At 69.8% G+C, this 25,737-nt stretch carries 25 protein-coding genes; 12 read left to right on the top strand and 13 right to left on the bottom strand.

From position 1 onward, the window contains the following. The first annotated feature begins 288 nt into the window (after nucleotides 1–288). The 6 genes from IEX13_RS02815 to IEX13_RS02790 all read left to right on the top strand — a co-directional run bounded on the left by IEX13_RS02815 (nucleotide 289) and on the right by IEX13_RS02790 (nucleotide 5,077). A complete protein-coding gene (locus IEX13_RS02815; RefSeq protein ID WP_188661065.1) occupies nucleotides 289–876 on the top strand; it encodes a hypothetical protein in 588 nt (195 codons plus the stop codon). Between the two features lie 59 nt (nucleotides 877–935). Beyond that, nucleotides 936–1,586 (top strand): hypothetical protein, encoded by a 651-nt coding sequence (locus tag IEX13_RS02810; protein WP_188661062.1) that lies wholly within the window; start codon nucleotides 936–938, stop codon nucleotides 1,584–1,586. Then, entirely contained in the window at nucleotides 1,583–2,044 is a 462-nt protein-coding gene (locus tag IEX13_RS02805; protein WP_188661059.1) for a hypothetical protein, read from the top strand. The genes IEX13_RS02810 and IEX13_RS02805 overlap by 4 nt, the downstream gene beginning before the upstream one ends. Further along, nucleotides 2,041–2,826, top strand: coding sequence for a hypothetical protein (locus IEX13_RS02800; protein WP_188661056.1), 786 nt, complete (start codon nucleotides 2,041–2,043; stop codon nucleotides 2,824–2,826). The genes IEX13_RS02805 and IEX13_RS02800 overlap by 4 nt, the downstream gene beginning before the upstream one ends. Nucleotides 2,827–2,891: 65 nt before the next feature. Further along, nucleotides 2,892–4,796, top strand: coding sequence for a carboxypeptidase-like regulatory domain-containing protein (locus IEX13_RS02795; RefSeq protein ID WP_188661053.1), 1,905 nt, complete (start codon nucleotides 2,892–2,894; stop codon nucleotides 4,794–4,796). Continuing rightward, nucleotides 4,793–5,077, top strand: coding sequence for a hypothetical protein (locus IEX13_RS02790; RefSeq protein ID WP_188661050.1), 285 nt, complete (start codon nucleotides 4,793–4,795; stop codon nucleotides 5,075–5,077). The genes IEX13_RS02795 and IEX13_RS02790 overlap by 4 nt, the downstream gene beginning before the upstream one ends. Here the strand turns inward: IEX13_RS02790 and hutG are convergent. The 4 genes from hutG to IEX13_RS02770 are packed head-to-tail and all read right to left on the bottom strand — an operon-like array spanning nucleotide 5,008 to nucleotide 8,837. Then, nucleotides 5,008–5,787: an N-formylglutamate deformylase gene (gene hutG, locus IEX13_RS02785; RefSeq protein ID WP_188661047.1), complete on the bottom strand. Its 780-nt coding sequence runs from the start codon at nucleotides 5,785–5,787 to the stop codon at nucleotides 5,008–5,010. The two genes, IEX13_RS02790 and hutG, sit on opposite strands and share 70 nt — an antisense overlap. A 10-nt stretch (nucleotides 5,788–5,797) precedes the next feature. Then, nucleotides 5,798–7,051, bottom strand: a complete 1,254-nt coding sequence (locus tag IEX13_RS02780; protein WP_188661044.1) for an NAD(P)/FAD-dependent oxidoreductase — start codon at nucleotides 7,049–7,051, stop codon at nucleotides 5,798–5,800. A gap of 10 nt (nucleotides 7,052–7,061) precedes the next feature. Next, complete coding sequence (locus tag IEX13_RS02775) at nucleotides 7,062–8,315, bottom strand: DUF418 domain-containing protein (protein WP_188661041.1); 1,254 nt, start codon at nucleotides 8,313–8,315, stop codon at nucleotides 7,062–7,064. 42 nt (nucleotides 8,316–8,357) lie between these two features. Beyond that, nucleotides 8,358–8,837, bottom strand: a complete 480-nt coding sequence (locus tag IEX13_RS02770) for an FKBP-type peptidyl-prolyl cis-trans isomerase (protein WP_188661038.1) — start codon at nucleotides 8,835–8,837, stop codon at nucleotides 8,358–8,360. A 39-nt stretch (nucleotides 8,838–8,876) separates the two neighbouring features. Between IEX13_RS02770 and IEX13_RS02765 the strand changes: the two genes are divergently transcribed. Then, nucleotides 8,877–9,449: a C40 family peptidase gene (locus tag IEX13_RS02765; protein WP_188661036.1), complete on the top strand. Its 573-nt coding sequence runs from the start codon at nucleotides 8,877–8,879 to the stop codon at nucleotides 9,447–9,449. 10 nt (nucleotides 9,450–9,459) lie between these two features. Here IEX13_RS02765 and IEX13_RS02760 read toward each other — a convergent pair whose 3' ends face one another. From IEX13_RS02760 to IEX13_RS02750, 3 genes are read right to left on the bottom strand one after another with little or no spacing between them, the layout of a single operon-like run. After that, nucleotides 9,460–9,843 carry a YbaN family protein gene (locus tag IEX13_RS02760; protein WP_188661033.1) on the bottom strand — a complete coding sequence of 128 codons (384 nt, stop codon included), beginning with the start codon at nucleotides 9,841–9,843 and terminating at the stop codon, nucleotides 9,460–9,462. Then, nucleotides 9,840–10,322 carry an acyl-CoA thioesterase gene (locus IEX13_RS02755; RefSeq protein ID WP_188661029.1) on the bottom strand — a complete coding sequence of 161 codons (483 nt, stop codon included), beginning with the start codon at nucleotides 10,320–10,322 and terminating at the stop codon, nucleotides 9,840–9,842. Before IEX13_RS02755 ends, IEX13_RS02760 begins: the two co-directional genes overlap by 4 nt. A gap of 18 nt (nucleotides 10,323–10,340) precedes the next feature. Continuing rightward, complete coding sequence (locus tag IEX13_RS02750) at nucleotides 10,341–10,892, bottom strand: YkvA family protein (RefSeq protein WP_188661027.1); 552 nt, start codon at nucleotides 10,890–10,892, stop codon at nucleotides 10,341–10,343. A 293-nt stretch (nucleotides 10,893–11,185) separates the two neighbouring features. Between IEX13_RS02750 and IEX13_RS02745 the strand changes: the two genes are divergently transcribed. Further along, entirely contained in the window at nucleotides 11,186–12,523 is a 1,338-nt protein-coding gene (locus IEX13_RS02745; RefSeq protein ID WP_188661024.1) for a DEAD/DEAH box helicase, read from the top strand. 63 nt (nucleotides 12,524–12,586) lie between these two features. Here IEX13_RS02745 and IEX13_RS02740 read toward each other — a convergent pair whose 3' ends face one another. From IEX13_RS02740 to IEX13_RS02730, 3 genes are all read right to left on the bottom strand, one after another. Beyond that, complete coding sequence (locus tag IEX13_RS02740) at nucleotides 12,587–13,999, bottom strand: M16 family metallopeptidase (protein ID WP_188661022.1); 1,413 nt, start codon at nucleotides 13,997–13,999, stop codon at nucleotides 12,587–12,589. 4 nt (nucleotides 14,000–14,003) lie between these two features. Continuing rightward, nucleotides 14,004–15,386 (bottom strand): M16 family metallopeptidase, encoded by a 1,383-nt coding sequence (locus tag IEX13_RS02735; RefSeq protein WP_188661019.1) that lies wholly within the window; start codon nucleotides 15,384–15,386, stop codon nucleotides 14,004–14,006. Between the two features lie 82 nt (nucleotides 15,387–15,468). Beyond that, nucleotides 15,469–16,743: a dicarboxylate/amino acid:cation symporter gene (locus IEX13_RS02730; RefSeq protein ID WP_188661016.1), complete on the bottom strand. Its 1,275-nt coding sequence runs from the start codon at nucleotides 16,741–16,743 to the stop codon at nucleotides 15,469–15,471. A gap of 122 nt (nucleotides 16,744–16,865) precedes the next feature. Between IEX13_RS02730 and IEX13_RS02725 the strand changes: the two genes are divergently transcribed. After that, nucleotides 16,866–17,939 (top strand): calcium/sodium antiporter, encoded by a 1,074-nt coding sequence (locus IEX13_RS02725; RefSeq protein ID WP_188661011.1) that lies wholly within the window; start codon nucleotides 16,866–16,868, stop codon nucleotides 17,937–17,939. Between the two features lie 377 nt (nucleotides 17,940–18,316). Here the strand turns inward: IEX13_RS02725 and IEX13_RS02720 are convergent, their stop codons facing one another. After that, complete coding sequence (locus IEX13_RS02720) at nucleotides 18,317–18,736, bottom strand: CopD family protein (protein WP_188661008.1); 420 nt, start codon at nucleotides 18,734–18,736, stop codon at nucleotides 18,317–18,319. A gap of 22 nt (nucleotides 18,737–18,758) precedes the next feature. Further along, nucleotides 18,759–19,556 carry a M48 family metallopeptidase gene (locus tag IEX13_RS02715; protein ID WP_188661005.1) on the bottom strand — a complete coding sequence of 266 codons (798 nt, stop codon included), beginning with the start codon at nucleotides 19,554–19,556 and terminating at the stop codon, nucleotides 18,759–18,761. A 168-nt stretch (nucleotides 19,557–19,724) separates the two neighbouring features. On the opposite strand from IEX13_RS02715, the gene IEX13_RS02710 reads away from it, so the two are divergent. Continuing rightward, complete coding sequence (locus IEX13_RS02710) at nucleotides 19,725–21,602, top strand: DEAD/DEAH box helicase (protein WP_188661002.1); 1,878 nt, start codon at nucleotides 19,725–19,727, stop codon at nucleotides 21,600–21,602. 6 nt (nucleotides 21,603–21,608) lie between these two features. Here IEX13_RS02710 and IEX13_RS02705 read toward each other — a convergent pair whose 3' ends face one another. Further along, on the bottom strand, nucleotides 21,609–22,277 hold the full coding sequence (locus IEX13_RS02705) for a hypothetical protein (protein WP_188660999.1): 669 nt from the start codon (nucleotides 22,275–22,277) through the stop codon (nucleotides 21,609–21,611). 66 nt (nucleotides 22,278–22,343) lie between these two features. On the opposite strand from IEX13_RS02705, the gene IEX13_RS02700 reads away from it, so the two are divergent. Together IEX13_RS02700 and IEX13_RS14190 are read left to right on the top strand one after the other, a co-directional pair. Continuing rightward, the gene (locus IEX13_RS02700; RefSeq protein ID WP_188660996.1) at nucleotides 22,344–23,522 is read left to right on the top strand and encodes a BaiN/RdsA family NAD(P)/FAD-dependent oxidoreductase; all 1,179 of its coding nucleotides are present in this window, start codon (nucleotides 22,344–22,346) and stop codon (nucleotides 23,520–23,522) included. Between the two features lie 64 nt (nucleotides 23,523–23,586). Beyond that, nucleotides 23,587–25,671: a VWA domain-containing protein gene (locus tag IEX13_RS14190; RefSeq protein WP_229668430.1), complete on the top strand. Its 2,085-nt coding sequence runs from the start codon at nucleotides 23,587–23,589 to the stop codon at nucleotides 25,669–25,671. Nucleotides 25,672–25,737: the final 66 nt, after the last annotated feature.

Here is a 25,737-nt window from a genome sequence, read left to right as displayed (position 1 = left end):
GTTGCGTCACATTTTCACCCCGCCTGCCCGGGCCAGGCTGCCGTTCGTCGGCCGGACGGCCGGTGTTGGCCCCGGTTTGCGTGCGGCCATGCCTTCACATACTGTGAACCAGTGCACGCTTTTGGGCGCCAGCTCGCCGTGGCTTCCCGGCGGCAGCCAGGTTGGCACGCTTCCTGCTTCAGTCCTTTCGCCCGCAGTTTGCGAGCCCCTGGTCGGTGATCCGGCCCGGAATGTCGACCAAACAGTCCAGTCGTTTCACCCAAAGCAAACTTCAAAGGAAACCTGCTCATGAAGAACGTCCGTAGCATCCGAGGCCTCGCCCTCACCGGCGTGGCGGCCCTCGGCCTGATCGCGATGACCCCGGCTGTGGCCGATTCCGAATTCGACATCGGCAACGGCGCCCTGACCGCCAACGCCGACCTCGACTTCGAGATCGTCATCCCGCGCTTCCTTTACCTGCAGGTCGGCTCCGCCGGCACCACCGTCGACACGGTCACCTTCGACCTCTCCGGCGTTGCCAGCATCGCCGACGTCGACAGCCAGATCGGCAACGGCACCGCCGTGGACGGCGACATCACCGTCGGCGTGCGCCTGGTCAGCAATGCCGGCGACGTGGATCTCGAGGCGGTCGGCTCGGGCACCGGCCTGACCAATGGCACCGAAACCATTCCCTGGTCGCAGATCACCGGCACGGCCGCCACCGGCGGCGCCACCGGCCTGGACGTCCCGGTCGTGGGCGCGGCCGCGGTCACCATCCCGGCGACCAACGGCGTCGTGAACCGCAGCGACACCTGGTCGTTCGATTACGAGAATGACCTGCTGGTCAGCGGCGGCACCTACACCGGCACCGTCACCTACACCGCGACCGCCCCGTAAGCGACGCGAAGCCGGGCGGGACCGGCAACGCCGGTCCCGCCCCCTCCGCCTGGCCTCCCATGCGCATCATTCCCGCCATCGCCCTGCTCCTGGCGCTCCTGGTCCCCGGGTCCGCCCTGGGCTTCCAGGTGCCGATCGACGCCGGCGACCGGTCGGTCTACCTGCGGGTGGGCGACGGTGAGTTCGAGAACTATCCGTGGTGGGTCAACGGCGGGGGCATCCGGCCCTGGACCTCGGGCGGCTCACCTGAAAGCGGCGGCGCCGTCAGCCAGGTGCGGGTGGTGCTCAGCCCGCTGGATATCGGCAACGGCGTGCCGCAGCCGATGACCGGAAACGGCCGCACCAGCAGCGACTACGACGGCTTCCAGTTCTGCAATGCCGGCCAGATCTACGTCGGCGGCTTCTTCCGCCGGCCCGGTGCCTCCAACAACTTTGCCGCCCAGCTGAGCGTGCTTTCACCGCCGACGCTCAACAGCGCGCAGGGCAACACCATTCCCGTCTCCGAGATCAGCTGGACCACCAGCGGCATCGGCGACAGCGGCGCGCAGCCGGTCCCCCCGGGGCAGCTGGCCGCCGGCTCAAACCCGCTGACCACCTTCCAGCAAAACACCTGGAACGAAAGCTGCCTGAGCTTCAGCTACGCCAACAGCCAGGTGGTCGCCGCGGGAACCTACACCACCACCGTCACCTTCACGCTGGTGACGCCGTGAACCGGCTGCTGCACTGGGCCTGCCTTGCCCTGCTGGCGCTGGCGCCGGCGGTTTCCCTGGCCAACAATCCGCAGCGTGTCGACGACAGCGCCAGCCAGGTGCTGGGCGGTCTTGTGCGCATGCAATGGCTGGACGCCGCGCCCGGCAACGGCAACCTCATGGCCGGCCAGGTCACCGTGCTGGTTCGCCTGGACACCTCGCCCTGGCTGGGCCGCAACGTCCGCATCTACCAGGTGCTGGCCAAACAGGCGACGCCGGTGCGGGTGGAATGGAGCGCGCGCGGCCCGCTGCTGCCCGGCGCCTTTTCCGACGGCGAGCGGGCCCTGGTGTATGCCGGCCCGGTCACCGAGGGCAGCCTGTCGGACACTTTCGTGCTGACGATCTTCGCCGACGGCAACCTGCTCGAGCGTCCCGAGGTGCTCGACTTCTATTTTGAAATCGAGCTGGAGGGCCAGTGAGCCGATACCTCGTCCTTGCGGTGATGGCCGCCCTGTTCCTGGCCACGCCCCCGGCCGTACTGGCGCAATTCTCCGCCCAGCTTTCGCCGCCCCGCTTCGAAGAGCAGGCGAAGGCCGGCAGCGTCTACCGCGACGTCGTCGAGGTCTACAACACCTCGAACCTGCCGCTGCGCCTGAAGGTCGGAACCGCCGACTGGTCGCTCGACGCCAGCGGCAACGCCGAGTTCTCCAAGTCCCTGGAAGAAGGCAGTTGCCGGCCGTGGACGGCGATCGAAGCCCAGGAAATCGAAGTCGGGGCCCGCTCGAAGCGGCGCTTCCGCTTCGAAGTCCGGGTGCCCGAGGGCACGCCCGACGGCCAGTGCCGCTTCGCGATCCTTTTCGAAGGCGAGCCGGTGCGGGTGCCGAACATGCCCATGCCGGTCGCCGGGCGCATCGGCATCATCGTCTACCTCGACATCGGTGCCGGCGCCGCGCGCCTGGTGCTCGACGGCAGCGGCGTGCGTGAGGAAGGTGGCCGCAAGCTGCCCTACCTGACCGTGCGCAACGACGGCAACGCCCACGGGCGCCTGCAGGGTTTCCTCGACGCCCGCGATGCCGCAGGCCGCAAGTGGACCTTCTCGCCGGCCGGCCACCCGGTGCTGCCGGGCGCCCGTCGCGACATCGTCCTGTTCCCGGTGCTGGCCGAAGGCGAAACCGCCGACCTGGCCTTCCCGCTGGCCATCAGCGGCCGCACCGAATGGAAGGGCTCGCCCTTCGCCGTCGACACCCAGGCCGCGGAATGAAGCGGCTCCGCCAGCCAACGAGGACGTGCCTTGCCGTCCTCGTCGCCCTCGCCTATGCCAGCCCGGTGGCCGCGCAGGACGAGGCGGCGCTCGAGGGTGAGCCCTGGCAGGACAACGTCATCGCCGAAGAAGACCTGGCGCCGCTGCCCGACGACCCGGAAGTCGACTTCGACCCCAGCGGCCTGCCGCGTTCGTTCCGCGCCGAACTCACCGCCAGCCACACCCAACGCGGCGACGACGACTTTTCCGAGTTCGGCCTGTCCTTCGGTGGCTTCCGGGAAACCGAAGCGCACGGCACCTTTTCACTCAACGCCACCCTGCTGCAGGCCGACGTCGGCCCCGGCGGCGACTCCGAACTCGGCGGCACGGCCACGCTCTGGCAGCGTGGCCTGTACCTGCACGGCGGCTGGCGCGGCAACAACGGCCTGGGCGTGGTGAACACGCCCACCAGCGCGGTGTTGCAGGAACAGTTCCGCATCTTCCTGCCCTCGGTCGCCATGGCCGGCCTGAGCACCCAGTGGACGCGACCCGAGGATGGCCTGCAGTGGTTCGCCGGACTGGGCCGCAGTGGCCTGTTCAGCGGCGCCCGCGTGGTCGGCTTCGAACTCGGTGACGGCAACGTCGGCACCGTCGGCGGCCAGTGGCAGTTGGGCGAAAGCCTGACCACGGCCGTTTCCCTGCTAAGCACCGAAGGCCAGATCGTTCAGACCCCGGCCGGCGTGCCCGTGCTGCTGCCCGAGAGCACCGACGCCGTGCACTGGGCCAGCCGCTGGCAGCACGGGGACCACCGGGTCAACGCGAACCTGCTCAGCAGCCGCAAGGACGGCGTGGATGCCTGGGGCCTGTGGCTCGACGGTTCGCTGCGGGCCGGGCGTTATACGCACCGCTACGGGCTGTTCAACCTCGAACCCGACATGGCCTGGGGCGCGCAGCCGGTGATCAACGATTCGCGGGGCGCTTACTACCGCCTTGCCTACCAGCACGCTCGCTGGAGCTGGAGCGGCGGACTGGACCGCATCGAAAGCGTCAGCGGCCGTTCCTTCGATGGCTGGTACGGCACCGGCTACGCGCGCTACCAGTCCAGCCCCTCGCTGGCCTATGGCGGCAGCCTGGCGCTGCGCACCTCGACGGGCACGGAATCGACCTCCACCCAGCTGTTCCTGGACAAGACCCTGCGCTGGGGCCAGACCCGCCTGCAGATCGAACACGCGACCAGCCGCAGCGGCGGTGGCGACGACGACAGCTGGCAGGTCGGCGTCGACCACGCGCTGCCCCTGCGCAAGGGCCGCCGCCTCAGTTTTTCCGCGGCCTATGGCGAGCTTTCCTACGACAGCCGGCCGGCAGAGGCGGTGGCGACGGTGTCCGCCTACGGTGGCCTGGACCTGGGCGAACGGGTGACGCTCGACGGCAGCGCCCGCTGGACCGGCGGCGACCAGTTCCGTGGCGCCGACCTCAATATCAACCTGGCCTGGCGCGTGGCAAGCCACTGGTGGCTGGTCGGCAGCCTCTACGAAAACCAGGGTTCGCGACGCTCGCCGTTCATCATCGACCCGCTGGCGACCGAACAGCCCTTCGTCACCCTTCCGCGCGACCGGTCGGTGTTCGTCAGCCTGCGCTACGAGCGCCAGGCGGGCACCAGCGCCGGGGTGCTGGGTGGCCAGCCGGGGGCGGCCGCCGGCTCGATCCGCGGCAGCGTGTTCCTGGACGAAAACGGCGATGGCGAACGTTCGGCGTCCGAACTGCCCGCGGCCAATGTCACCGTGCTGCTCGATGGCCGCTACGCGGTGCGTACCGACAGCCAGGGCGAGTTCGAGTTCCCGCGCGTCGCCACCGGCGCGCATACGGTGGAAGTGGTGCCCGACAACCTGCCGCTGCCCTGGTTCCTGGCCGAGGACGGCGAAAGCCGGGCCATCGAGGTGCGGGTGCGCGACACCACCCGCGTGGACATCGGCGCGAGGCGCCAGCGATGACGGCTCACGCGCGCTCCCTGCCACGCAAGCGCGGGCTGATGCTGCGCCTGCTGGTGCTCTTCCTGGCCGTGGCGCTGGCGGTCGGCCTGCAGGCGGGGGAAGGCCAGGCGGCTGGCCATCACGATTCCGGCCCGGCCTCGCACCCGGCGGCCCGTGAACCAGACTGCGCCTCGCCGGTGGCGTTCACGCACCCGGCCCTGCCCGGCCTGGCTCAGCCCAGGGAGGCGCGCAGCAGCGAAGCCAACAGCGGCTGCAGCCGGCCGGCGCGTTCGGGCTGGTAGCGCCCGGCGTCCTCGTCCATGTAGCAGGGCTGGGCGATCTCGAGCTGGATCGCCTCGACGCCCTGGCCGGGCTGGCCGTAGTGGCGGGTGATGTAACCGCCCTTGAACCGTCCGTTGGCCACCCAGGTGTAATCGGACTGCGCCGCAAGCACCGCCTCCAGGCGCGCCTGCGTCGCCGGCATGCAGCTTTCGCCGGCGGCGGTGCCCAGGTTGAGGTCGGGCAGCCGGCCCTCGAACAGGAAGGGCAGCACGCTGCGGATCGAATGGCCTTCCCAGAGCACGGCGCGGCCGTGCGCCCGCCGCAGCCGCTGCAATTCTTCACCCAGGGCGTCGTGATAGGGCCGCCAGTAGCGCTCGACCCGCATCGCGATCTCGTCCGGCCCGGGCTCCTGGCCCGGCAGGTAGATCGGGTCGCCGGTGAACCGGCGCGCCGGGCACAGCCCGGTGGTGTTCTGGCCGGGGTAGAGCGACACGTCGTCCTGCGGGCGGTTGAGGTCGACCACGTAGCGCGAATAATTGGGCACCAGCACCGACGCACCCAGCGCCCGCGCAAAGTCGTACAGGCGGCTCACGTACCAGTCGGTGTCGGGCACGCCCCGGGCCGCGTCGGTGACCCGCGCGGCGATGTCCTCGGGCAGCGCGATGCCGTCGTGCGGCAGGCTGACCAGCAGCGGCAGTTCACCGCGGTGGAGGCTGAAGACGTCGCTCATGCCGGCCAGTCTAGCCGGCGAAGCGCGAAGGTGCGTAAGGCGCGGGGTCGATGGCCGGCGTGCGGCCGGTCATCAGGTCGGCCAGCAGGCGGCCGGTACCGGCGCTCATGCCCATGCCCATCATGCCGTGGCCGGTGGCCAGGAACAGGTTGTTGTGGCCCGGCGCCCGGCCCAGGATCGGCAGGTCGTCCCAGGTCATCGGACGCCAGCCGTGCCACTCTTCGCGCCGCGCCGGACCGGTGGGTTCACGCAGGTATTGGGCGGCGCCGCGCTCGAGCGCGGCCAGCCGGCGCGGGTTGGCGCCATCGTCGAAACCGCTGAATTCCATCGTGCTGCCGAGCCGGTAGCCGTCGTCCCAGGTGGTGACGCAGACGCTGCGTTCCTTGAGCACCAAGGGCCGGCGCGGTGCCAGCGCCGGGCGGTCGTAGGTTATCGAATAGCCCTTGCCGGGCTGGATCGGGATCGGCAGGCCCAGGTTGGCGGCGAAACCCGCCGACCAGGCGCCCATCGCCACCAGCACGCGGCCACCGCTGCGCCGGCCTTCGCTGGTCTGCACGCCTTCGATGCCGTTGCGGCCGCGTTCGAAGCCGGTGACGCGCACGCCTTCTTCGATGACGCCGCCGGCCGCGCGCACCACGCGCGCCAGTTCGGCGGTGAAGCGGTCGGGCCGCAGCTGGGCGTCGCCGGGGAAATGGATGGCGCCGGCCAGGCCGGGTTTGAGCGCGGGTTCGTCGGCCGCCAGGGCCGCGCCATCGAGCACCTGCGCCGCGATGCCCAGCTCGGCCAGCAGCGGCAGCTCACGCTGGTAGCGGGCCAGCGCGCGCGGCTTGCGGAATACGTAGTGCAGGCCGCCGGCCTCGAAGCCGCAGTCCAGCCCCTGGCCATAGACAAGGTCTTCGACCAGCACGCGGGAATACTTCAGCAACGCGCCCTTGGCCAGGGCCGACGCATGCCAGTCCCGGCGATTGCAGCGGCCCGCCACCTTGGCCAGCCAGCGTGCCAGCGCCGGGTCCCAGCGCGGGCGGATGTAGAGCGGTGCGTCGGGTCGCAGCATCCAGCGCAGGGCCTGCCCGACCATGCCGGGCGCCGCCAGCGGTGCCGCGTGGCTGGGCGTGAGCGTGCCGCAATTGCCCCAGGACGTGGCGCCACCGACCTTGCCGGCGTCGAGCACGCGAACCGAACGCCCTTCGGACAGCAGGTAATGCGCGCAGGCCAGGCCAACCACGCCCGCGCCCAGCACCAGTACATCGGCATCGTGGCTCATGCCGCGCAGTTTACCCGCGGCGCATCGCCGGAAGGTTCAGGTAGGTGGCGGCGCGCCAGGCCCACTCGGCCGGGCCGAAGCGGAAGCGCGCCATCCACCAGTGGCTCAGGGCCACCTGCAGGGCGAAGAAGGCGAACACGCAGACCGGCTGCCAGGCGCGCGGCAATTGTTCGAAATAGCCCAGGCCGTAGCCGAAGAAGACCAGGCTGGCCACGATCGACTGCAGCAGGTAGTTGGTCAGCGCCATGCGCCCGGCCGGACCAAGCAGGCCGAACAGGCCCGCGGTCGCGGGTGCTTCCAGGGCGCGAACCACCCAGGCCAGGTAGCTCAGGGCCATCACGGCGCCGCCCAGCATCTGCAGGGCTTGGGCCGTGGAAGCGCGGATATCGAGCCGGCCGAAGTCCATGGCCGGCTCAAGCCAGTACGACACCAGCACCATCGCCAGCCCGACCGGCAGCGCGACCCAGCGCAGGCGGGTGAACAGGCGGGCATGTTCGGCCGGGCGCGCAATCGCACCACTGCGGGCGAACCAGGCGCCGATCAGGAACAGGCCGAGAATGAAGGCGCCATAGATGACGATGAAGCCGATCATGCTCAGGAAATCGTCGATCCGCTGGGTGGTGGCCTCGGCGAAGCTGCCGCTGCCGTAGGCCTGGCGCTGGGCCTCGATCTGGGCCGCCATGGCCTGGGCCTGTTCGGCCATGGAGGCCTCGAAGCCGGCGCGGGCCTCTTCGGGCATGGCCTGCATGGCGCTGCCGAGCAGGCCGAAGGCCAGGCTCAGCATCACCGGGGCCAGCATCAGGGCAATGCCCCACTTGGGCAGCCTGGACTGGGGCGTGCCGCGGAAGAACAGCAGCATCACCAGCGCCATCAGGGCGTAGGTGACCAGGATGTCGCCCGACCAGACCAGCAGCGCATGCGCCAGGCCAATGGCCAGCAGCGCCAGCACCCGGCGCAGGTAGACGCCGACGAACGGCCGCCCGGCGGCCTGCGCGCGCGCGAGCATGATGGCGAAACCCATGCCGAACAGCATCGAGAACAACGGGAAGAACTTGCCCTGCACCACCAGGTAAATGGCCGTGTCCACCCAGCGGTCGGCGCCGGAAAGCGCCGGGTCGACGCCGCTCATGGACGCCATCAAGGGGCCGGCCATGCCCTCGATGTTCATCAGCAGGATGCCCAGCAAGGCGAAGCCGCGGATGGCGTCGAGGGCCTGGATGCGGTCGGCGCTGGTCACTGGCGCCAAGGGGATCGTCTGGTTCATGGCAAGGGGCCTCCCCGCCCCGTGCCCCACTTTAAACCAGAATCAGTGCTGTACGCCGCCATCGCCGTGCACGTGGCCGTGTTCGATCTCGACCGCCTCGGCTTCGCGCACGCCGACGATCTCGACCTGGAACTGCAGGGTCTTGCCGGCCATCGGGTGGTTGAGGTCGACGTCCACCACGGTGCCGCCGACCTTGACGACGGTGACCGCGCGCGGGCCCATCGAGGTTTCCAGCACGATCTGGTCGCCGGGCCGCACGCGGGCATTGCGCAGGTGCTTCTTGGGCACGCGCTGGACGAAGTTGTCGCGGCGCTCGCCGTAGGCTTCCTCCGGACCGACGGTGACGTCGAACGAATCGCCCTCGGCCTTGTCCATCATCGCGGCCTCCAGGCCCGGGATGATGTTGCCATGGCCGACCAGGATGGCCATCGGATCGCGGTCACGCGAGGTCTCGACGGGATCCTGGCCCGGTTCGGAAACGGTGTAATGGAAGCGGACGACGCGGTTCTTCTCGATCTTCATGGGAAACCTGGGAAAGGGCCGGTGACGCGACCGGCGGGGATGGGGCAAACTGCACCCGTGAAAGCGAGCGCGCATTATCCCGGCCCCGCCTGCCCGGCGCCAGTTCCGCGCAGTGCGGCGTGGTTGGTGCTGCTGCTGGCGGCCCTGCTGGCCGCCTGCGGGTCGTCGCCGCGTCGCGCCCAGGCACCGGCCGCCCCGGCGCTGAAGGTGGTGGACGTGGCGCCGGCCGACCCCCTGCTCGCCAACGAGGTGCTGATGCGCGCCCTCGGCCTGGTCGGCACGCCCTACCGCTGGGGTGGCAATACGCCCGACGGCGGCTTCGACTGCAGCGGCCTGGTGGGTTACGTGTTCCTGGACGCGGCGCGCATCTACCTGCCGCGCACCACCCGCGACATCGCCCGCTTCGACGCCAGCAAGCCACCGCGCGACCGCCTGGCGCCCGGCGACCTGGTGCTGTTCGGCGACAAGGGCGCGATCTTCCACGTCGGCATCTATGTCGGCGACGGTCGATTCGTGCATGCGCCCAGCACGGGCGGCACCGTGCGGCTCGACCGCCTGGACGGACCTTACTGGAGCCGCCACTACACCGGCGCGCGACGCATCCTGGACTGAACCGGCGACGTCAGCCGGCCGGCGGCTCCGGCCGCAGCCAGAGCCACAGGCCCACCACCGCCATGATCCCGGTGCCGATGCCCGCCATCCACCACTTGGGCGCGGTGGCGAACATGATCGCGCTGCTCGCCGCCATCATGCCGATCGCCCAGGTCTTCGCCCGCCGGTTCACCGCGCCGGTGGCCTGCCATTCGCGGATCATCGGCCCGAAGGTGCGGTGCGCCAGCAGCCGGGCATGCAGGCGTTTGGAGCCACGCGCAGCGGCGAACGCCGCCAGCAGCACGAAAGGCGTGGTCGGCAGGCCGGGCAGGAAGATGCCGACGATGCCCAGCCCCAGCGCCACGTAAGCCAGCAACAGCCAGAGCCAGCGCCGGGCGTGGTGGAGCGGGCTCATCCGTTGAGCTGGGCGACGGCCTGCTCGATGTCCTTGCTCAGCGACATCACGTTGAGCGCGTAGTCGGCGAGGCGCCGGTCGGACTCGTCCGAGGGCGTCCAGGCCGGGACGGGCACGGGCTTGCCCTCGGGGCCGTCGAGCGCGACGAAGACGATCATGCAGTGCGTGCACAGGCGGCCATCGTCGTCGGTCATCGGGTCGCGCGCGAACACGTCAACGTAGAAGTGCATGCTGCTGGTGCCGGTGTAGACGAGCTTGGCGCTGATGGTGACCATGTCCGAGGTGCGGATAGGCGCCACGAAGCGGATGCCGCCCACGGCCACGGTGACGCTGTAGCGACCGGCCCAGCCCACCGCCGCCGCGTAGCCGACCTGGTCGATCCACTTCATCACCACGCCGCCGTGCACCTTGCCGCCGTAGTTGACGTCGGTGGGCTCGGCCAGGAACCGGAAGGTCAGTTCACGCTGCTCGCCGCTCATCTGTCTTTCTCCTGGGGTTCAGGCGCCGACGCCGGTACTGCCGGCGCGGGTGACGGCCTCGCGCACGCGGCGACGGCGCATGCGCGCCTGCAGCTGGTCGCGGCGGCGCGCCAGGTCGCGGGCGCGGCTGATGCGGCCGGCTTCGTCGGCGGCCGCGCCCAGGTCGTCCCTGGCCCGGCGGAAATCGTCGTAGGCCGCCACGACATGGCGGATCTCGCGCAGCAGCAGCTCGAGCATGATGGCGTCGTCGAGCAGGCCGATCACGGCGACGTCGTCGGGGATCAGGTCCTCGGGGTCGCTGAAGTAGGCCAGCAGCTTGAGCACCTCGCGGCGTTCGAGCTGCGGCAGGGCCCAGGCTTCGTCCTCGAGCATCTCCAGCAGCTCCACGACCTGCAGCAGCCGCTGACGGATGTAACCGGGGGCCGTTTCGATCGGCAGGGTCTGCAGGCTGTGCCGGGCCGCGGCGACGATGTCGCACTCTTCGGCGCAGGCCACGCGACGTTCGGCCCGTTCAAGGGCTTCGTGGAAGCGTTCGATGTCCCCGGGCTCTAGTTCGAAGCTGATCTTCATGCCGCCATCCTACGCCAGCCTGAACACGGCATTCACCTGCCGAAAGGCCGGGGGATGGCCCGCAGGGCCCGCATAGCGTAGAGTGCGCAACGTTTGCTGCACCGGCTGACCGTTTTCCCCCGGTATGCCCCGCCGCCAGGCCTCCGTTCCATCGGACCTGCGCCAGGCCCCACTCCGCACGCCTTTCGTTGCGCAAACACGCCCAGGCCGCCCCGGCCTGGCGAAAAATCAGAAGCAAGACTCGCAGCGCGGTTTCAGGGAACGCTCCGGGTTACACCACGGAGCACTACTTGATGAATTTCCAGTCCCTTGGGCTCGCGCCCGAGCTCGTCCGCGCGCTGGCGGATGTCGGCTACACCACCCCCACCCCGATCCAGGCCCAGGCGATCCCGCTGGCCCTGGCCGGCCACGACCTGATGGGCGGCGCCCAGACCGGCACCGGCAAGACGGCCGCGTTCGCGCTGCCGCTGCTGCACCGCCTGGCCGAAGCCGGCCCCCAGCGTGGCCCGCGCAAGCCACGCGCGCTGGTGCTTACCCCCACCCGTGAGCTGGCCGTGCAGGTCAACGACAGCCTGCGCACCTACGGCAAGCACCTGCGCATGAACACCGCCACCGTCTACGGCGGCGCCGGCATGCAGCCGCAAATCGAAGCCCTGCGCCGCGGCGTGGACGTGCTGGTGGCCTGCCCGGGCCGCCTGCTCGACCATCTGCAGCAGCGCACCGTCGACCTGTCCCAGGTCGAGATCCTGGTGCTCGACGAAGCCGACCGCATGCTCGACATGGGCTTCCTTCCCGCGATCAGGCGCGTGCTTTCGGCGCTGCCGCGCAAGCGCCAGACCATGCTGTTCTCGGCCACGTTCGAAGAATCGATCAAGAAGCTGGCGCTCGATTTCCTCACCAACCCGCAGCAGGTGCAGGTGACGCCGCAAAACGCCACGGCCGCCAGCGTCAGCCACGTCGTGCACCCGGTCGACACGTCGCGCAAGCGCGAGCTGCTGATCGAAATCCTCAGCAAGCGCCACCAGGACCAGATCCTGGTGTTCGGCCGCACCAAGCACGGCTGCAACCGCCTGGCCGAACAGCTGGAGAAGTCCGGCATCAGCGCCGTCGCCATCCACGGCAACAAGAGCCAGGGGCAGCGCCTGAAGGCGCTGCGCGACTTCAAGTCGGGCCAGGCCCGCGTGATGGTCGCCACCGACGTGGCCGCCCGCGGCCTGGACATCCCGCTGCTGCCGCTGGTGATCAACTTCGACCTGCCGATGGTCGCCGAAGACTATGTGCACCGGATCGGCCGCACCGGCCGCGCCGGCGCCAGCGGCGAGGCGATCTCGCTGGTCGCCCAGGACGAAAGCGGCCTGCTGCGCGCCATCCAGCGCGTGCTCAAGGCCGACATCACGGTGGTCGAAGTCGAAGGCTACACCCCGACCAAGACCCTGCGCATGGGCAACGACAGCCCGGCCCGCGGCCGCCCGGCCGGCAACCGTCCGCCGGCGCGCCGCGAAGGCGCCGCCCCGCGCGGTCGTCGTCCGCACGCCGGGACCGGCGAACGCCACGCGCACGCCGGCCCCAAGGGCCACGGCCCGCGCGGTGGCGGCGAGCGTCGCCAGGGCACCACCGACAGCGCCCGCTGATCGGCGCCTGCTGAAAAAAAAGGGCCGCCCAATGGGCGGCCCTTTTTCATGCAAGGCCGGAACTCATTCGGCGACCGTGAACTCGCCGTACTGGCCCAGCTGCTCCAGCACCGCCTTGTCGCCGACCACCACGATCGACTGCTGCGCCGGCTGGAAGTACTTGCGGCCCATCGCCTGCACCTGCTCGGCGGTGACCTCGCGGATGCGCGGCACGAACTCGCCGATGTATTCCGGCGGCAGGCCGTTCAGCCAGTTGCCGGCCAGGGTCCCGGCCACCGAACGCTGCAGCTGGTTGGAGATCAGGTAGCTGCCGGCGACGTAGCGCTTGTTCATGTCCAGCTCGCGCGGCGGCACCGGTTCATTGGCCAGGCGATCGAACTCGGCGAAGAACTCGCCGATCGCGGCGCCGGTCACTTCGTTGCGCACGTCGGCGCTCGACACCAGGGCCCCACCGACGGCCTGGCTGCGCTGCCCGAGACGGGCGCCGTAGGTATATCCCTTCTCCTCGCGCAGGTTCTGCATCAGGCGGCTGCTGAAGCTGCCGCCCAGCACGGTGCTGGCCAGCTGCAGCGGGATGTGGTCCGGATGGGTGGCGCGGATGGCCGGACGGCCGATGCGCACGGTGGACTGCACGCTGCCTTCGCGATCAAGCAACACGCGCGTCGGCATGGCACCGGTGCGGGCGGCCGGCGTGGCGGCCGGCGCATCGCCCTGTGCCTGCCAGTCGCCGAAGTGGCGCTGCGCCAGGGCCATCGCCTCTTCTTCGCCGATGCGACCGGCGATCACCAGCAGCGCATTGTCCGGGCGCAGGCGGCGGGCGTGTTCGGCCACCAGGGTGTCGCGATCCACCGCTTCGATGCCGGCTTCGGTGGCCTGGGTGCGCGCATAGGGATGGTCGCCGTAGAGCGCCGCCAGCATGGCCCGCTCGGCCCGGAAACCCGGCTGCGCTTCGGCGGCCTTCAGGCCCTGCAGGGCATTGGCTTTCGCCAGCCGGATCTCGTCCTCCGGGAAGCTGGGGCTGCGCGTCACTTCGGCCAGCAGCGCGGCCATGTCGGCCGCCTTCGAAGGCAGCGCATTGGCGTTGATCGCCAGCCCGTCGGTGGCCGCGTAGCCACCGATGCCGCCGCCCATGCCCTGGGCGGCTTCGGCGATCTGCCGCGAACTGCGCTGGTCCGTGCCTTCGGCCAGCAAGCCGGCAAGCATGGAGGCGAAGGCCGGGGTCTCCGGCGCGTCCGCGGCCAGGCCAGCGTCGCGGAAGACCATCACGTAGTCCACGCGCGGCACGCCGTCGCGCGGCACCACCCAGACCTGCAGCCCGTTGTCGAGGGTGCGACGTGCCACTTCGGGCACGGGCAGGGGTTTGTCGGGGGCGAAGTCCGGCAGGCCGGCCGGCATCGCCGCGATATCGGACGCCAGGGCGGCCGGGGCGAGCACGGCCGACACCAGCAGGGCGGTCAAGGTTCTGCGAAGGCTCATGGTCTTACTCCTGGCCGGCGTTGTTGGCGGCCGCTTCGAGCATCGCGGCCGGCTTGCGGTCGATCACGGTGCGGTTTTCGGCGCTGAGGTACCTGGCGGCGACGCGCTGGATGTCGGCGGAATCGACGTCCCCGATCCACGCCGGGATCTGGTTCGCCACCGCGGCGTCGCCCCAGATCGCCTGCAGGCGCGCCAGGTTGTCGGCGCGCGAGATCAGGCTTTCCATGCCGTTGTTCCAGTCGGCCAGCATCTGGGTCTTCACCCGGGCCAGTTCTTCGTCGCCGACGCCGTCCTTGGCGATACGGGCGATTTCCTCGTCCAGCGCCGCCAGCAGCTGGTCGGCGGTGAACTGCGGCTTGTAAAGCGCGAACAGGGTCAGCAGGGTCGGGCCGTCGAACTCCCAGGGGCTGGTCAGGCCGAACAGGTACTGGCCGTTGATGGCCATTTCCCGGCCCTTCACCAGGCCCTGGTACATGCGCGAAGCGTCGCCGCCGGCCAGCACTTCGGCCAGTACGGCTGTGGGCGCGTGGTCGTCGCTGCCGCGTTCGGCGATCTTCCAGCCCACGGCCAGCGCCGGCACCTGGGCCAGTGCGTCGGGCTGGGTGATGCGCTTTTCGCCGGTGTTGATGGGTTCGGAAACGTCCGGGCGCTCCGGCGTCGGCCGCGCCTGGATGCCGCCGAAGTATTTTTCGGCCAGCGCGAAGCCTTCTTCCGCCGTTACGTCGCCGGCGATCGACAGCACGGCGTTGTTGGGGCCGTAGTAGTCACGATGGAAGGCCGCGACGTCCTCGACCGTGGCGCCTTCGAGGTCCTCGAAGCTGCCGTAGCCGTCGTGGTTGTTTTCCCACTTCTGGAAGGCCTGCTGGTTAATGTCGAGCCACATGAAGCCGCCGTAGGGCTGGTTCTTGACGTTGACGCGGATTTCTTCCTTCACCACGTCCTGCTGGTTCTTCAAGGTGCGCTCGTTGAAGTCGAGCGTGGTCATGCGGTCGGCCTCGAGCCACAGGATCGGTTCGAGCGCGGAGGCCGGCGCCACTTCGATGTAGTTGGTGAAGTCGGGGCGGGTCGAGCCGTTGTTGCGGCCGCCGCCGGAGGTGATGACCTTGTCGAACACGCCCTCGCCCGCGTTCGGGGTACCTTCGAACATCAGGTGTTCGAACAGGTGGGCGAAGCCGGTGCGGTTGCGCGGCTCCTGGCGCATGCCGACCTTGTAGACCACGCTGACGCCGACGACCGGCGCGCTGTCGTCGGGCGAAACGACCACGGTCAGGCCGTTGTCGAGGGTGCGGGTCTGGACCGGGATTTCCCACTGGTCCGAGGCCTGGGCGAATACGGGCAGGGCCAGCAGCAGGCCAAGCGTCAGCAGGCGTCGCGGTTGCGGTTTCATCGGGGGCCACTCGTGGTCGGGGAAGCCCCGAGCCTACCTGCCCCGACGGCCCCCGCGCACCGTGACGAAGGTCATGGCCGCGTCAGCGCCCGGCTTCACCCGCTTCCATGCCCACGTTGCTGCCGGCGTTGCGGTAGGCGTCAAGGTCCAGCAGGCCCCGTTCGCGCGCCACCAGCACCGGCACCAGCACCTGGCCGGTGACGTTGGTCATCGTGCGCATCATGTCCAGCACGCGGTCGATGGCGATCAGGTAACCCAGGCCTTCCAGCGGCAGGCCGGCCGAACTGAGCACCACCGTGGCCATCACGATCGCGGTGCCGGGCACGCCGGCGGTGCCGAAGCTGCCCAGCACCGAAGCCAGCAGGATGATGAAGTATTGGGTGGCGCTGAGTTCGATGCCGAAATACTGGGCGATGAACACCGACGTAAGCGCCGGGAAGATGGCGCCGCAGCCGTCCATCTTGATGCTGGCCCCCAGCGGCACGGCGAAAGCGGCGTATTCCTGCTTCACGCCCAGGTTGTGCACCGCCGAACGCAGCGAGGCCGGCAGCGCCGCGAAGCTCGACGACGTGGCGAAGGCCACCTGCATCGCCGGCGCCGCGCCACGGAAGAACTTCAGCGGGCTCAGCCCGTGCGCCGCGAGCAGGCCGCCGTAGACCACCACGATGTGCACCGCGCAGGCCAGGTAAAGCGCGACCACGAAACCACCCAGCGGCAGCAGCCGTTCGAAGCCGTAGGTACCGACCAGCGCGGCGATCAGGCCGAAGGTGCCGATCGGGGTGAACTCGAGGACGAAGCGCGTCACCTGGATCATCGTTTCGCTGGCCTCGCCGGCCAGGGCGCGCAGCCGCGCGGTCTTCTCGCCCAGCTTCACCAGCGCGAAGCCGAGCAGGCCGGCGAAGAAAATCACCTGAAGGATCTTGCCGTCGGCCAATGCCCGGAACGGATTGGCCGGCACCACGTCCAGCAGCACCTGCACCGGGCCCGGCACGTCGCGGACCTGGTAGTCCGGCGCCATCACCAGTTCGCCCAGCCCCAGGCCGGGCTTTAGCAGCCAGCCGGCACCCAGGCCGACCAGCACCGCCAGCGCCGCCGTGGCGGCGAACCACAGAAAGGTGCGCGTGCCCAGCGCGGCGATCGACTCCTGCCCGGCCAGGCTGGACACGGCGTTGATGACCGCGAAGAACACCAGCGGCGTGGCGATCATCTTGATCAGGGTGACGTAGAGCGTGCCCAGCGGCTGCAGCCAGGTAGCCGCCGCCTCGCCCATCAGCCAGCCGGCCAGGGCGCCCAGCACGAAACCGGCGAGCACGCGCTGCCAGAAGGGAATGCGGAACCAGCGGGAAACCAGGGCCATGCGGGCAGCCGGACGGGACGGGAAGACCCGAAGATAGCCGCGCCCCGGCCCGGGGTCATCCCCTTCGTCGCCGACGGGAACACATCGTTGCGCGATAATGGCCGTCTGATGCCGGAGAGCCCATGACCATCCTGCTTTTCATTGTCGGCCTTGCCCTGCTGATCCTGGGCGCCGAACTGCTGGTGCGCGGCGCCTCGCGCCTGTCGCTGTCCCTGGGCATCGCCCCGCTGGTGGTGGGCCTGACGGTGGTGTCCTTCGGCACCAGCGCGCCGGAGCTGGCGATCTCGATCAAGGCCGCCCTGGACGGCCAGACCGACCTGGCCCTGGGCAACGTGGTCGGCAGCAACATCTTCAACATCCTCTTCATCCTGGGCCTGTCGGCCCTGGTGGCGCCGCTGGTGGTGGACCGGCAGCTGGTGCGGCAGGAAGTGCCGATCCTGGTGGGCCTGTGCCTGCTGGTGGGCTGGATGGCGCTGGACCGGGAAATTTCCTTCGGCGACGGCCTTGTGCTGGTGGCGCTGATGCTGGCCTATACGGGGCTGCTGTATTACGTCGGCCGCAGTTCCGCCCCGGGCGCCGTCTCCGACCCGCTGGTGACCGGCGCCGACTCACCCTGGCTTTCGAAGCTGTGGGTGCAGCTGCTGCTGATGGTGCTTGGCCTGGTGATGCTGGTGTTCGGCTCGCGCTGGCTGGTTCAGTCGGCGACGGTGTTCGCGACGATGCTGGGCGTCAGCCCGCTGGTGATCGGCCTGACCATCGTCTCGGCCGGAACGTCGCTGCCGGAGGTGGCGACGTCGGTGATCGCGGCGGCGCGCGGCGAACGCGAAATCGCGGTCGGCAACGTGATGGGCAGCTGCATCTTCAACCTGGTCTGCGTGCTGGGCATCAGCGCACTGGTCGCGCGCGACGGGCTGGTGGTGCCGGGGGCGCTGCTGGCCTTCGACCTGCCGGTGATGTTCGCAGTGTCGCTGGCCTGCCTGCCGGTGCTGTTCACGGGGCACCTGATCGCGCGCTGGGAAGGCGGGCTGTTCCTGGCCTACTACGTTTTCTACACGACCTACCTGGTGCTCTGGACCCAGGACCACGACAGCCTGGACGAATACACCTGGGTGATGCGCACCGTGGTCATCCCGCTGACCGCCATCACCCTGAGCGTGGTCGCCTGGCGCGAACTGCGCCAGCGCCCGCGCGCCTGATCACCGCCTTTCTTGCCTTGCCCTTGTGGGAGGGACTTCAGTCCCGCTGCGCTTGGCCTATGGCCAAGTAGGGCGCTGCAACCGCAGCAACCGCGAGTGGAGGCGCCGTGCATTCGTGGCAGGCAAGCGAGCGCGCGTCCCGCTCTTGCGCTCTTGATCTCCTGGCGGACCCGACGTTCATTCCAGGAGGTGGCGTGCAGTCGCCCTGGCCGACTCTCGGAGACATGGATGTCGACGAGAAGCCTACATGGACGTACTTGCGGCGTGTCGGCCAGGGCGACTGCACGCTGCCTCCACCCGCGAATCAACCGGGCGCGACACTTGGCCAAGGGCCAAGCGCATCTGGACTGAAGCCCCCCCCACAAACCCAGCTGGAATCAGAAGGGTTTGAAGTAGACGAGCCAGAGGATGGCGATGGCGAGCAGCAGCGGGATTTCGTTGAACCAGCGCAGGGTCGTCGGCGACGGCAGCTTGCCGCCGGCGGCCGCGCGCTTGAGCCAGCGGCCGGTGATGATGAAGTGCGCCAGCACCAGCAGCACCACCGTCAGCTTCGCGTGCAGCCAGGGGCCGACGATGCCGAAGTGGAACCACAGCGCCAGCCCCAGCGCGAACGCGATGCCGAACATCACGTGGCCGAAACGGTAGAGCCGCTTGCCCATCAGCGCCAGCCGGTCGCGCACCGCCGGCTGGTCGCCCACCTCGGCCAGGTTCACCAGGAAACGCGGCAGGTAGAACACCGTCGCCATCCAGGCAATCACGAACAGCACGTGGAAGAGCTTGGTCCAGAGGTAGGCCATCTTGGTTCGGGTCCTCGCCGGGTCAGCGGCAGTTGGGCGCGCGGCCCGCGGCGCGGGCCTGCTGGTAGGTTGGCATCAGGCCCGGCGCCGAGGCGCGCAGCGACTGAACGCGCGACGCCGGGTCCGGATGGGTCGACAGCCAGGCCGGGGGCCGGCTGCCGCTGGTCGCACGGATCATGTTTTCCCAGACCGCCGGCGCGCCCTGCGGGTTGAAGCCGGCCTGGGCCATGTAGCGCTGGCCCAGCACGTCCGCCTCGACTTCATGCTGGCGCGAGAACGGCAGCAGCACGCCGGCCTGCGCACCCACGCCCAGCAGGCCCAGCAGCTGCTGGCGCTCGCCGCCGGTCGCCGAGTTCAGCGCCTGCATCGCCGCTTCCGTGGCGTAGCGCTGCGACACCCGTTCGGCCGCGTGCCGCGAAACCATGTGGCCCATCTCGTGGCCGATAACCGCCGCCAACTCGTCCTGGTTGGTCGCCACCTTGAACAGGCCGGTGTGCACGCCCACCTTGCCGCCGGGCAAGGCGAAGGCATTGGGGCTGTCGTCCTGGATCACCACGATCTCCCAGCGCTGCTGGCGCTCGTTCGCGGGCAGCACCTTCACCAGTGCGTCGGCGACGCAGCGCACGTAGCGGTTCGCCGCCGGGTCGTTGGCCAGGCGGCCGCTGGACTTGATCTGGTCGAACGCGCTGGCACCCATGCGGTCCATGGCCGCCTCGTCGACGAGCATCAGCTGGCTGCGGCCGGTGGGGGTGGTGGCGCAGGCGGTGGCCAGGGCCGCGAAGGCCAGGGCAATCGGGAAGCTCGAGCGGATGGCGCGCATCGTCGTTCTCCGGGGGGTGCGGGAGGCCCATGATTCAGGTATCGGTCCCCGGCCGCAATACCGAAGCGGTTCAGGCGTTTGCGTGCCATTTAGGCTATAATCCGCGCGCCTTCTTCGTGTCCGTGGTGTGCCGGAATGCGAAGCACCCCGAATTCCAACGGACTTCCCATGACCGACCCCACGAACGTGGCGCCGACCGCGCCCCTGCTTTTCAGCGACCTCGACCTCGGCGAGCCCCTTCTCAAGGCCCTGGCCGACGTCGGCTACGAGTCACCTTCGCCCATCCAGGCCGCGACCATCCCGCACCTGCTGGCCGGCAAGGACGTGCTGGGCCAGGCCCAGACCGGCACCGGCAAGACCGCCGCCTTCGCCCTGCCCCTGCTGGCGCGCCTGGACCCGGCGGTGAACTCGCCCCAGGCCCTGGTCCTGTGCCCCACCCGCGAACTGGGCATCCAGGTCGCCGAGGCCTTCCAGAAATACGCCGCCCACCTGCCCGGCTTCCGGGTGCTGCCGATCTACGGCGGCCAGGGGTATGGCCCGCAGCTGCAGGCCCTGCGCCGCGGCGTGCACGTCGTGGTCGGCACTCCCGGCCGCATCATCGACCACCTGGACAAGGGCTCGCTCGACCTCTCGCACCTGCGCACCCTGGTGCTGGACGAAGCCGACGAAATGCTGCGCATGGGCTTCATCGACGACGTCGAGGCCATCCTCAAGAAGATGCCGGCGGTGCGCCAGACCGCGTTGTTCTCGGCGACCATGCCGCACGCCATCCGCCGCATCGCCCAGACCTACCTCAAGGAACCGGTCGAGGTCACGATCGAGGCCAAGACCCGCACCGCCGACAACATCCGCCAGCGCAGCTGGGAAGTCAGCGGCATGCACAAGCTCGACGCGCTCACCCGCATCCTCGAAGCCGAACCCTTCGATGCCATGATCGTCTTCGCCCGCACCAAGCAGGCCACCGACGAACTGGCCGAAAAGTTGCAGGCGCGTGGCTTCTCCGCCGCCGCGATCAACGGCGACGTGGTGCAGGCGCAGCGCGAGCGCACCATCGCCCAGCTCAAGGACGGCAAGGTCGACATCCTGGTGGCCACCGACGTGGCCGCCCGTGGCCTGGACGTGGACCGCATCAGCCACGTCGTCAACTACGACGTGCCCTACGACACCGAAAGTTACGTGCACCGCATCGGCCGCACCGGCCGCGCCGGACGCAGCGGCGAGGCGATCCTGTTCATCGCCCCGCGCGAGCGCAGCATGCTGCGCGCCATCGAACGCGCCACCCGCCAGCCGATCACGCCGATGGAGCTGCCCACCGTGGCCGCCGTCAACGACGTGCGCATCGCCAAGTTCAAGCAGCAGATCACCGACACGCTGGCAGCCGGCGAACTGGCCGAGTTCCGCAAGCTGATCGAGGACTACGAGCGCGAGATGAACGTGCCGGCCATCGAAATCGCCACCGCGCTGGCCAAGATGGCCCGCGGCGACGTGCCGCTGCTGATGCAGCCGCCGAAGTTCGAGGCCAAGAAGCGTGCCTTCGACCGCGACGTGCAGGACGCCACCGACCGCTACGCCAAGCCGGCCCGCTTCGAGCGCGGCGACCGCCCCGAGCGCCCGGCCTTCGCCAAGAAGGTGCGCGAACCGCGTACGCCCGACGAGGGCAAGGCCACGTTCCGCATCGAGGTCGGCTACGACCACGGCGTGAAGCCGGGCAACATCGTCGGCGCCGTCGCCAACGAAGCCGGCCTGGACGCCAAGCACATCGGCCGCATCGAGATCTTCGAGGACCACACCCTGCTCGACCTGCCCGACGGCATGCCGGCGGACGTGATGACGCACCTCAAGACGGTCTGGTGCGCCGGCCAGCAGCTGCGCATCACCCGCGACGGCGAGCCGCCGGACACCGCCGGCAAGGTGCCGGGCAAGAAGCCCTTCGGCAAGAAGCCCTTCGGTGGCCCGAAGAAAGACTTCGGCGAGCGCAAGCCGTTCGGCCCGAAGAAGTCCTTCGGCCCGAAGAAGCCGCACCGCAAGGGCCCCGGCCAGGACTGAGCCGGCTCAGGGCACGGTAGGCATCGCGCCCAGCGTCTTCTCCAGCAGGGGCAGGTGCGGGCGCAGCAGCGTGGCGTTGTGCCGCGCCGCGGCCAGGGCCGCCTCGTCGTCCGGGTCGGGTCCCGTGAAGGACGGCAGGCCCGGCAGGCCTGCCATGCCGGCCATGTCGGCGGCGCCGGGTAGCGCCACCAGCTCGGACATCGCCGCGACCGACTGCCGGCGAACCCAGGCGTACTCCTGTCGCGACATGCCCGCCTGGTTCACGCCCTTGGCCTGGGCCGCGCGCAGGCGCGACAGCAGCGCCGACGTCTCCCCGAACACCTTGCCCAGGTCCTGCAGCGACGGTTCGCGCGCCCCGCTGGCACGTTCGCTGGCCGCGGCCTGGCTCTCGCGCGCCAGCCGCGCCAGGTCGGGGCCCATCTCGGCCGCCACCACCTTTTGCACCTGCACGAAGGCTTCGACCTGGGCCGGCGTCATGCGGCCGTCGGCGGGTGGATCGTAGGGCGCCTGGTTGCGGATGTCCTCGCCCAGGTCGACGGCGCTGATCCAGGTCTTGGCCCCCTCCACGCCGGCGCTCCACATCGGCCGCAGCACGAACCACCACGCCGCCACCGCGCCCAGCGCGAACAGCAGCAACACCACCAGGCATCCCACCAGGATCTTCTTCGCCGCCATGTCCGACTCCCCCTGTCCGGGGCCGAGGATAGTCGCGGGCGCACGTGAACGGCTAGAGTCCGCGCCATGGAACACGACGTGGTCATCATCGGCGGGGGCGCCGCGGGCCTGATGTGCGCGCTCACCGCCGGGCGGCGCGGGCGCCGCGTGCGCGTGCTCGAACACGCCAACCGCTGCGGCAAGAAGATCCTGATGTCCGGCGGCGGGCGCTGCAACTTCACCAACACCGGCACCACGCCGGCCAATTTCCTGTCGGCCAACCCGCACTTCTGCAAATCGGCGCTGGCGCGCTTCCGGCCGGAGCACTTCATCGCCATGGTGGATGCGCACGGCATCGCCTGGCACGAGAAGGAACTGGGGCAGCTGTTCTGCGACGACTCGTCCAAGCAGGTCGTCGCCATGCTGCTGGCCGAATGCGCCGAGGCCGGCGTGCTCATCGAGACGTCGTGCAGCGTCGAAACGATCCGCGCCGCGCCCGCGGGCGGCTTCGCGCTGCGCACTTCCGGCGGCGCGATGGCAACGGAATCGCTGGTTATCGCCACCGGCGGGCTGTCGATACCGAAGATGGGCGCCACCGGCTTCGGCTACGACATCGCCCGCCAGTTCGGCCACGCCGTGCTGCCCACGCGCGCCGGCCTGGTGCCGCTGACGCTCAGCGGCAAACATCAGGAACACTACGCCGACCTCGCGGGCGTGTCGGTGCATGTCTCTGCGCGCTGCGGCAAGGCGCGCTTCGACAACGCCATGCTGGTCACCCACCGCGGGCTCAGCGGCCCGGCGATCCTGCAGGTGTCCTCGTACTGGGAGCCGGGCAAGGAACTGTTGCTCGACCTGCTGCCCGAACACGACATCGAAGCCTGGCTGCTTGAACGCCAGCGCGAGCAGCCCGCCGCGGAGCTGCGCACCGTGCTGGCCGACGTTTTCCCGAAACGATTCGCGCAGCGCCTGTGCGAGGTCTGGTTCACCAGCAAGCCGATGCGCCAGTACAGCCACGGCGAACTGCCCGCCATCGCCCGCCAGCTGGCGCACTGGCCGATCGTCGCCAGCGGCACCGAAGGCTATCGCACCGCCGAAGTGACCCTGGGCGGCGTGGATACCGGCGGCGTGTCGTCGAGCCGCATGGAATCGACCACCGTACCCGGCCTGTTCTTCATCGGCGAAGTGCTCGACGTCACCGGCTGGCTGGGCGGCTACAACTTCCAGTGGGCCTGGGCCAGCGGCCATGCGGCAGGCGCGGTCGCCTGAGTGGCGCAATCCGCCTCCGTTTCGCGTTAACTTGCCAATATCCCCGGAAAACAGGAGCTTCCGCATGCCCCGGACCACGCGCCGCGCCACGCTACCCGCGCTCGCCCTGCTCTGCCTGGCCCCCGGCCTGGCCCAGGCCCAGGCTCCCGCCCAGGAACAGGCCATCATCGTGCTCGATGCGTCCGGTTCGATGTGGGGCCAGATCAACGGCAAGCCCAAGCTCGAGATCGCCCGCGAAACCCTGGCCACGGTGCTCAAGGACACGCCGGACACCATGGCGCTGGGCCTGATCGCCTATGGCCACCGCGAAAAGGGCAACTGCGACGACATCGAACTGGTCGTGCCCGTGCGCACCGGCAGCGCCGGCGACATCGCCGATGCCGCCGCCAAGATGAAGTTCCTGGGCATGACCCCGCTGTCCGAATCCGTGGCGCGCGCCGCGAACGAACTGCGTTTCACCGAACAAAAGGCCACCGTCATCCTGATCACCGATGGCCTGGAAACCTGCAAGGCCGACCCCTGCGCGCTGGGCAAGGAGCTCGAGGAATCGGGCGTGGATTTCACCGCCCACGTGGTTGGCTTCGGGCTCAGCGCCGAAGAGGGAAAGCAGGTCGCCTGCCTGGCTGAAAACACCGGTGGACGCTATATCGCCGCCAACGATGCCGACGGCCTGGCCGCGGCGCTGACCCAGACCGTGGTCTCGGCACCGGCGGCGCCCCCCGCCCCGGAGGCCACCCTGGACGCGCCGGACAGCGCACCGATGTCCTCGCGCATCCTGGTCAGCTGGACCGGTCCCGGGCACCAGTACGACGAAGTTCAGGTCTTCGCGCCCGAAGAACGTGGCGGTCGCGGCAAGGTGATCGACAACCAGCGCGTGCTGTCCGACAAACGCGCCGGCCAGAAGCAGGTGGAACTGGTCGCACCCGCCAAGCCCGGCGACTACCTGCTGCGTTATTACCACGGCGCCCAGAGCAAGGTCATCGCCACCCGGCCGATCAGCATCACCGAGGCGGAGGTGGGGCTGCAGGCGCCGGCGGAAGTCAGCATCGCCAGCCGGTTCGACGTCACCTGGACCGGCCCGGGCGAGCAATACGACGAAGTGCAGGTCTGGGATCCACGCGCCCGCGCCGGCAGCGGCAAGGCGGTCGACAACCAGCGCGTGCAGAGCGACAAGGGCTACGACCAGCGCCGGGTCAGCCTGACCGCCCCGGCCGTGCCCGGCGACTACGAGCTGCGCTACTACAACGGCCACAACAGCGCGGTCCTGGCCACGGTGCCCCTGAAGGTCCTGGACGCCGAAGTGGCGCTGCAGGCGCCGGAGCAGGTCGACATGGCGTCGAGCTTCACCGTCACCTGGACCGGCCCGGGTGCGCAATACGACGAAGTCCAGGTCTGGGACCCGCGCGCCCGCGCAGGCAGCGGCAAGGCCGTCGACAACCAGCGCGTGCAGAGCGACAAGGGCTACGACCAGCGCCAGGTGACGATGACGGCCCCGGCAAGCCCGGGCGACTACGAACTGCGCTATTGGAACGGCGACAACAGCAAGGTCCTGGCCACCGTGCCGCTGCGCGTGGTCGCCATCGACGTGGCGCTCGATGCACCGGCGTCGGTGCCCATGGCCTCCGACTTTTTGGTGACCTGGACAGGTCCGGGCGCCCGCTATGACGAAGTGCAGGTCTGGGACCCGCGCGCGCGCGCCGGAAGCGGCAAGGCCGTCGACAACCAGCGCGTGCAGAGCGACAAGGGCTACGACCAGCGCCAGGTGACGATGACGGCGCCGGGCAAGCCGGGTGACTACACGCTGCGCTACTGGAACGGCGACAACGCGTCGCTGCTGCACGAACAGCCGCTGAAGGTGACGGCCGTCGAGGTCGCGCTGGACGCGCCCGCAAGCGCTCCGGCCGGCCAGTACGTCACCATCACCTGGACGGGCCCCGGCGCCCGCTACGACGAAGTGCAGGTCTGGGACCCGGCCGCCCGCGCCGGCCGCGGCAAGTCCCTGGTCGGCAAGCGGGTCCAGTCCGACAAGGCCTATGACCAGCGCCAGGTGACCCTGAAGCTGCCCGACGCCCCGGGCGACTACGAACTGCGCTACTGGAACGGCGACAACTCGCTGCTGCTGCACAGTCAGCCCTTCCGGGTCGAATGACCCCGGCGCCGGTCCCGCCCCCGCGGCGGGACTGGCCGCCACGGTCCGGCCTCGGGCATACTCCGG

Origin of the sequence: Arenimonas soli (assembly GCF_014643775.1) — a bacterium.
GTDB classification, from domain to species: domain Bacteria; phylum Pseudomonadota; class Gammaproteobacteria; order Xanthomonadales; family Xanthomonadaceae; genus Arenimonas; species Arenimonas soli.
The sequence above is the reverse complement of the archived record's forward strand: the minus strand, read 5'-3'. Positions and strand labels throughout refer to the sequence as shown.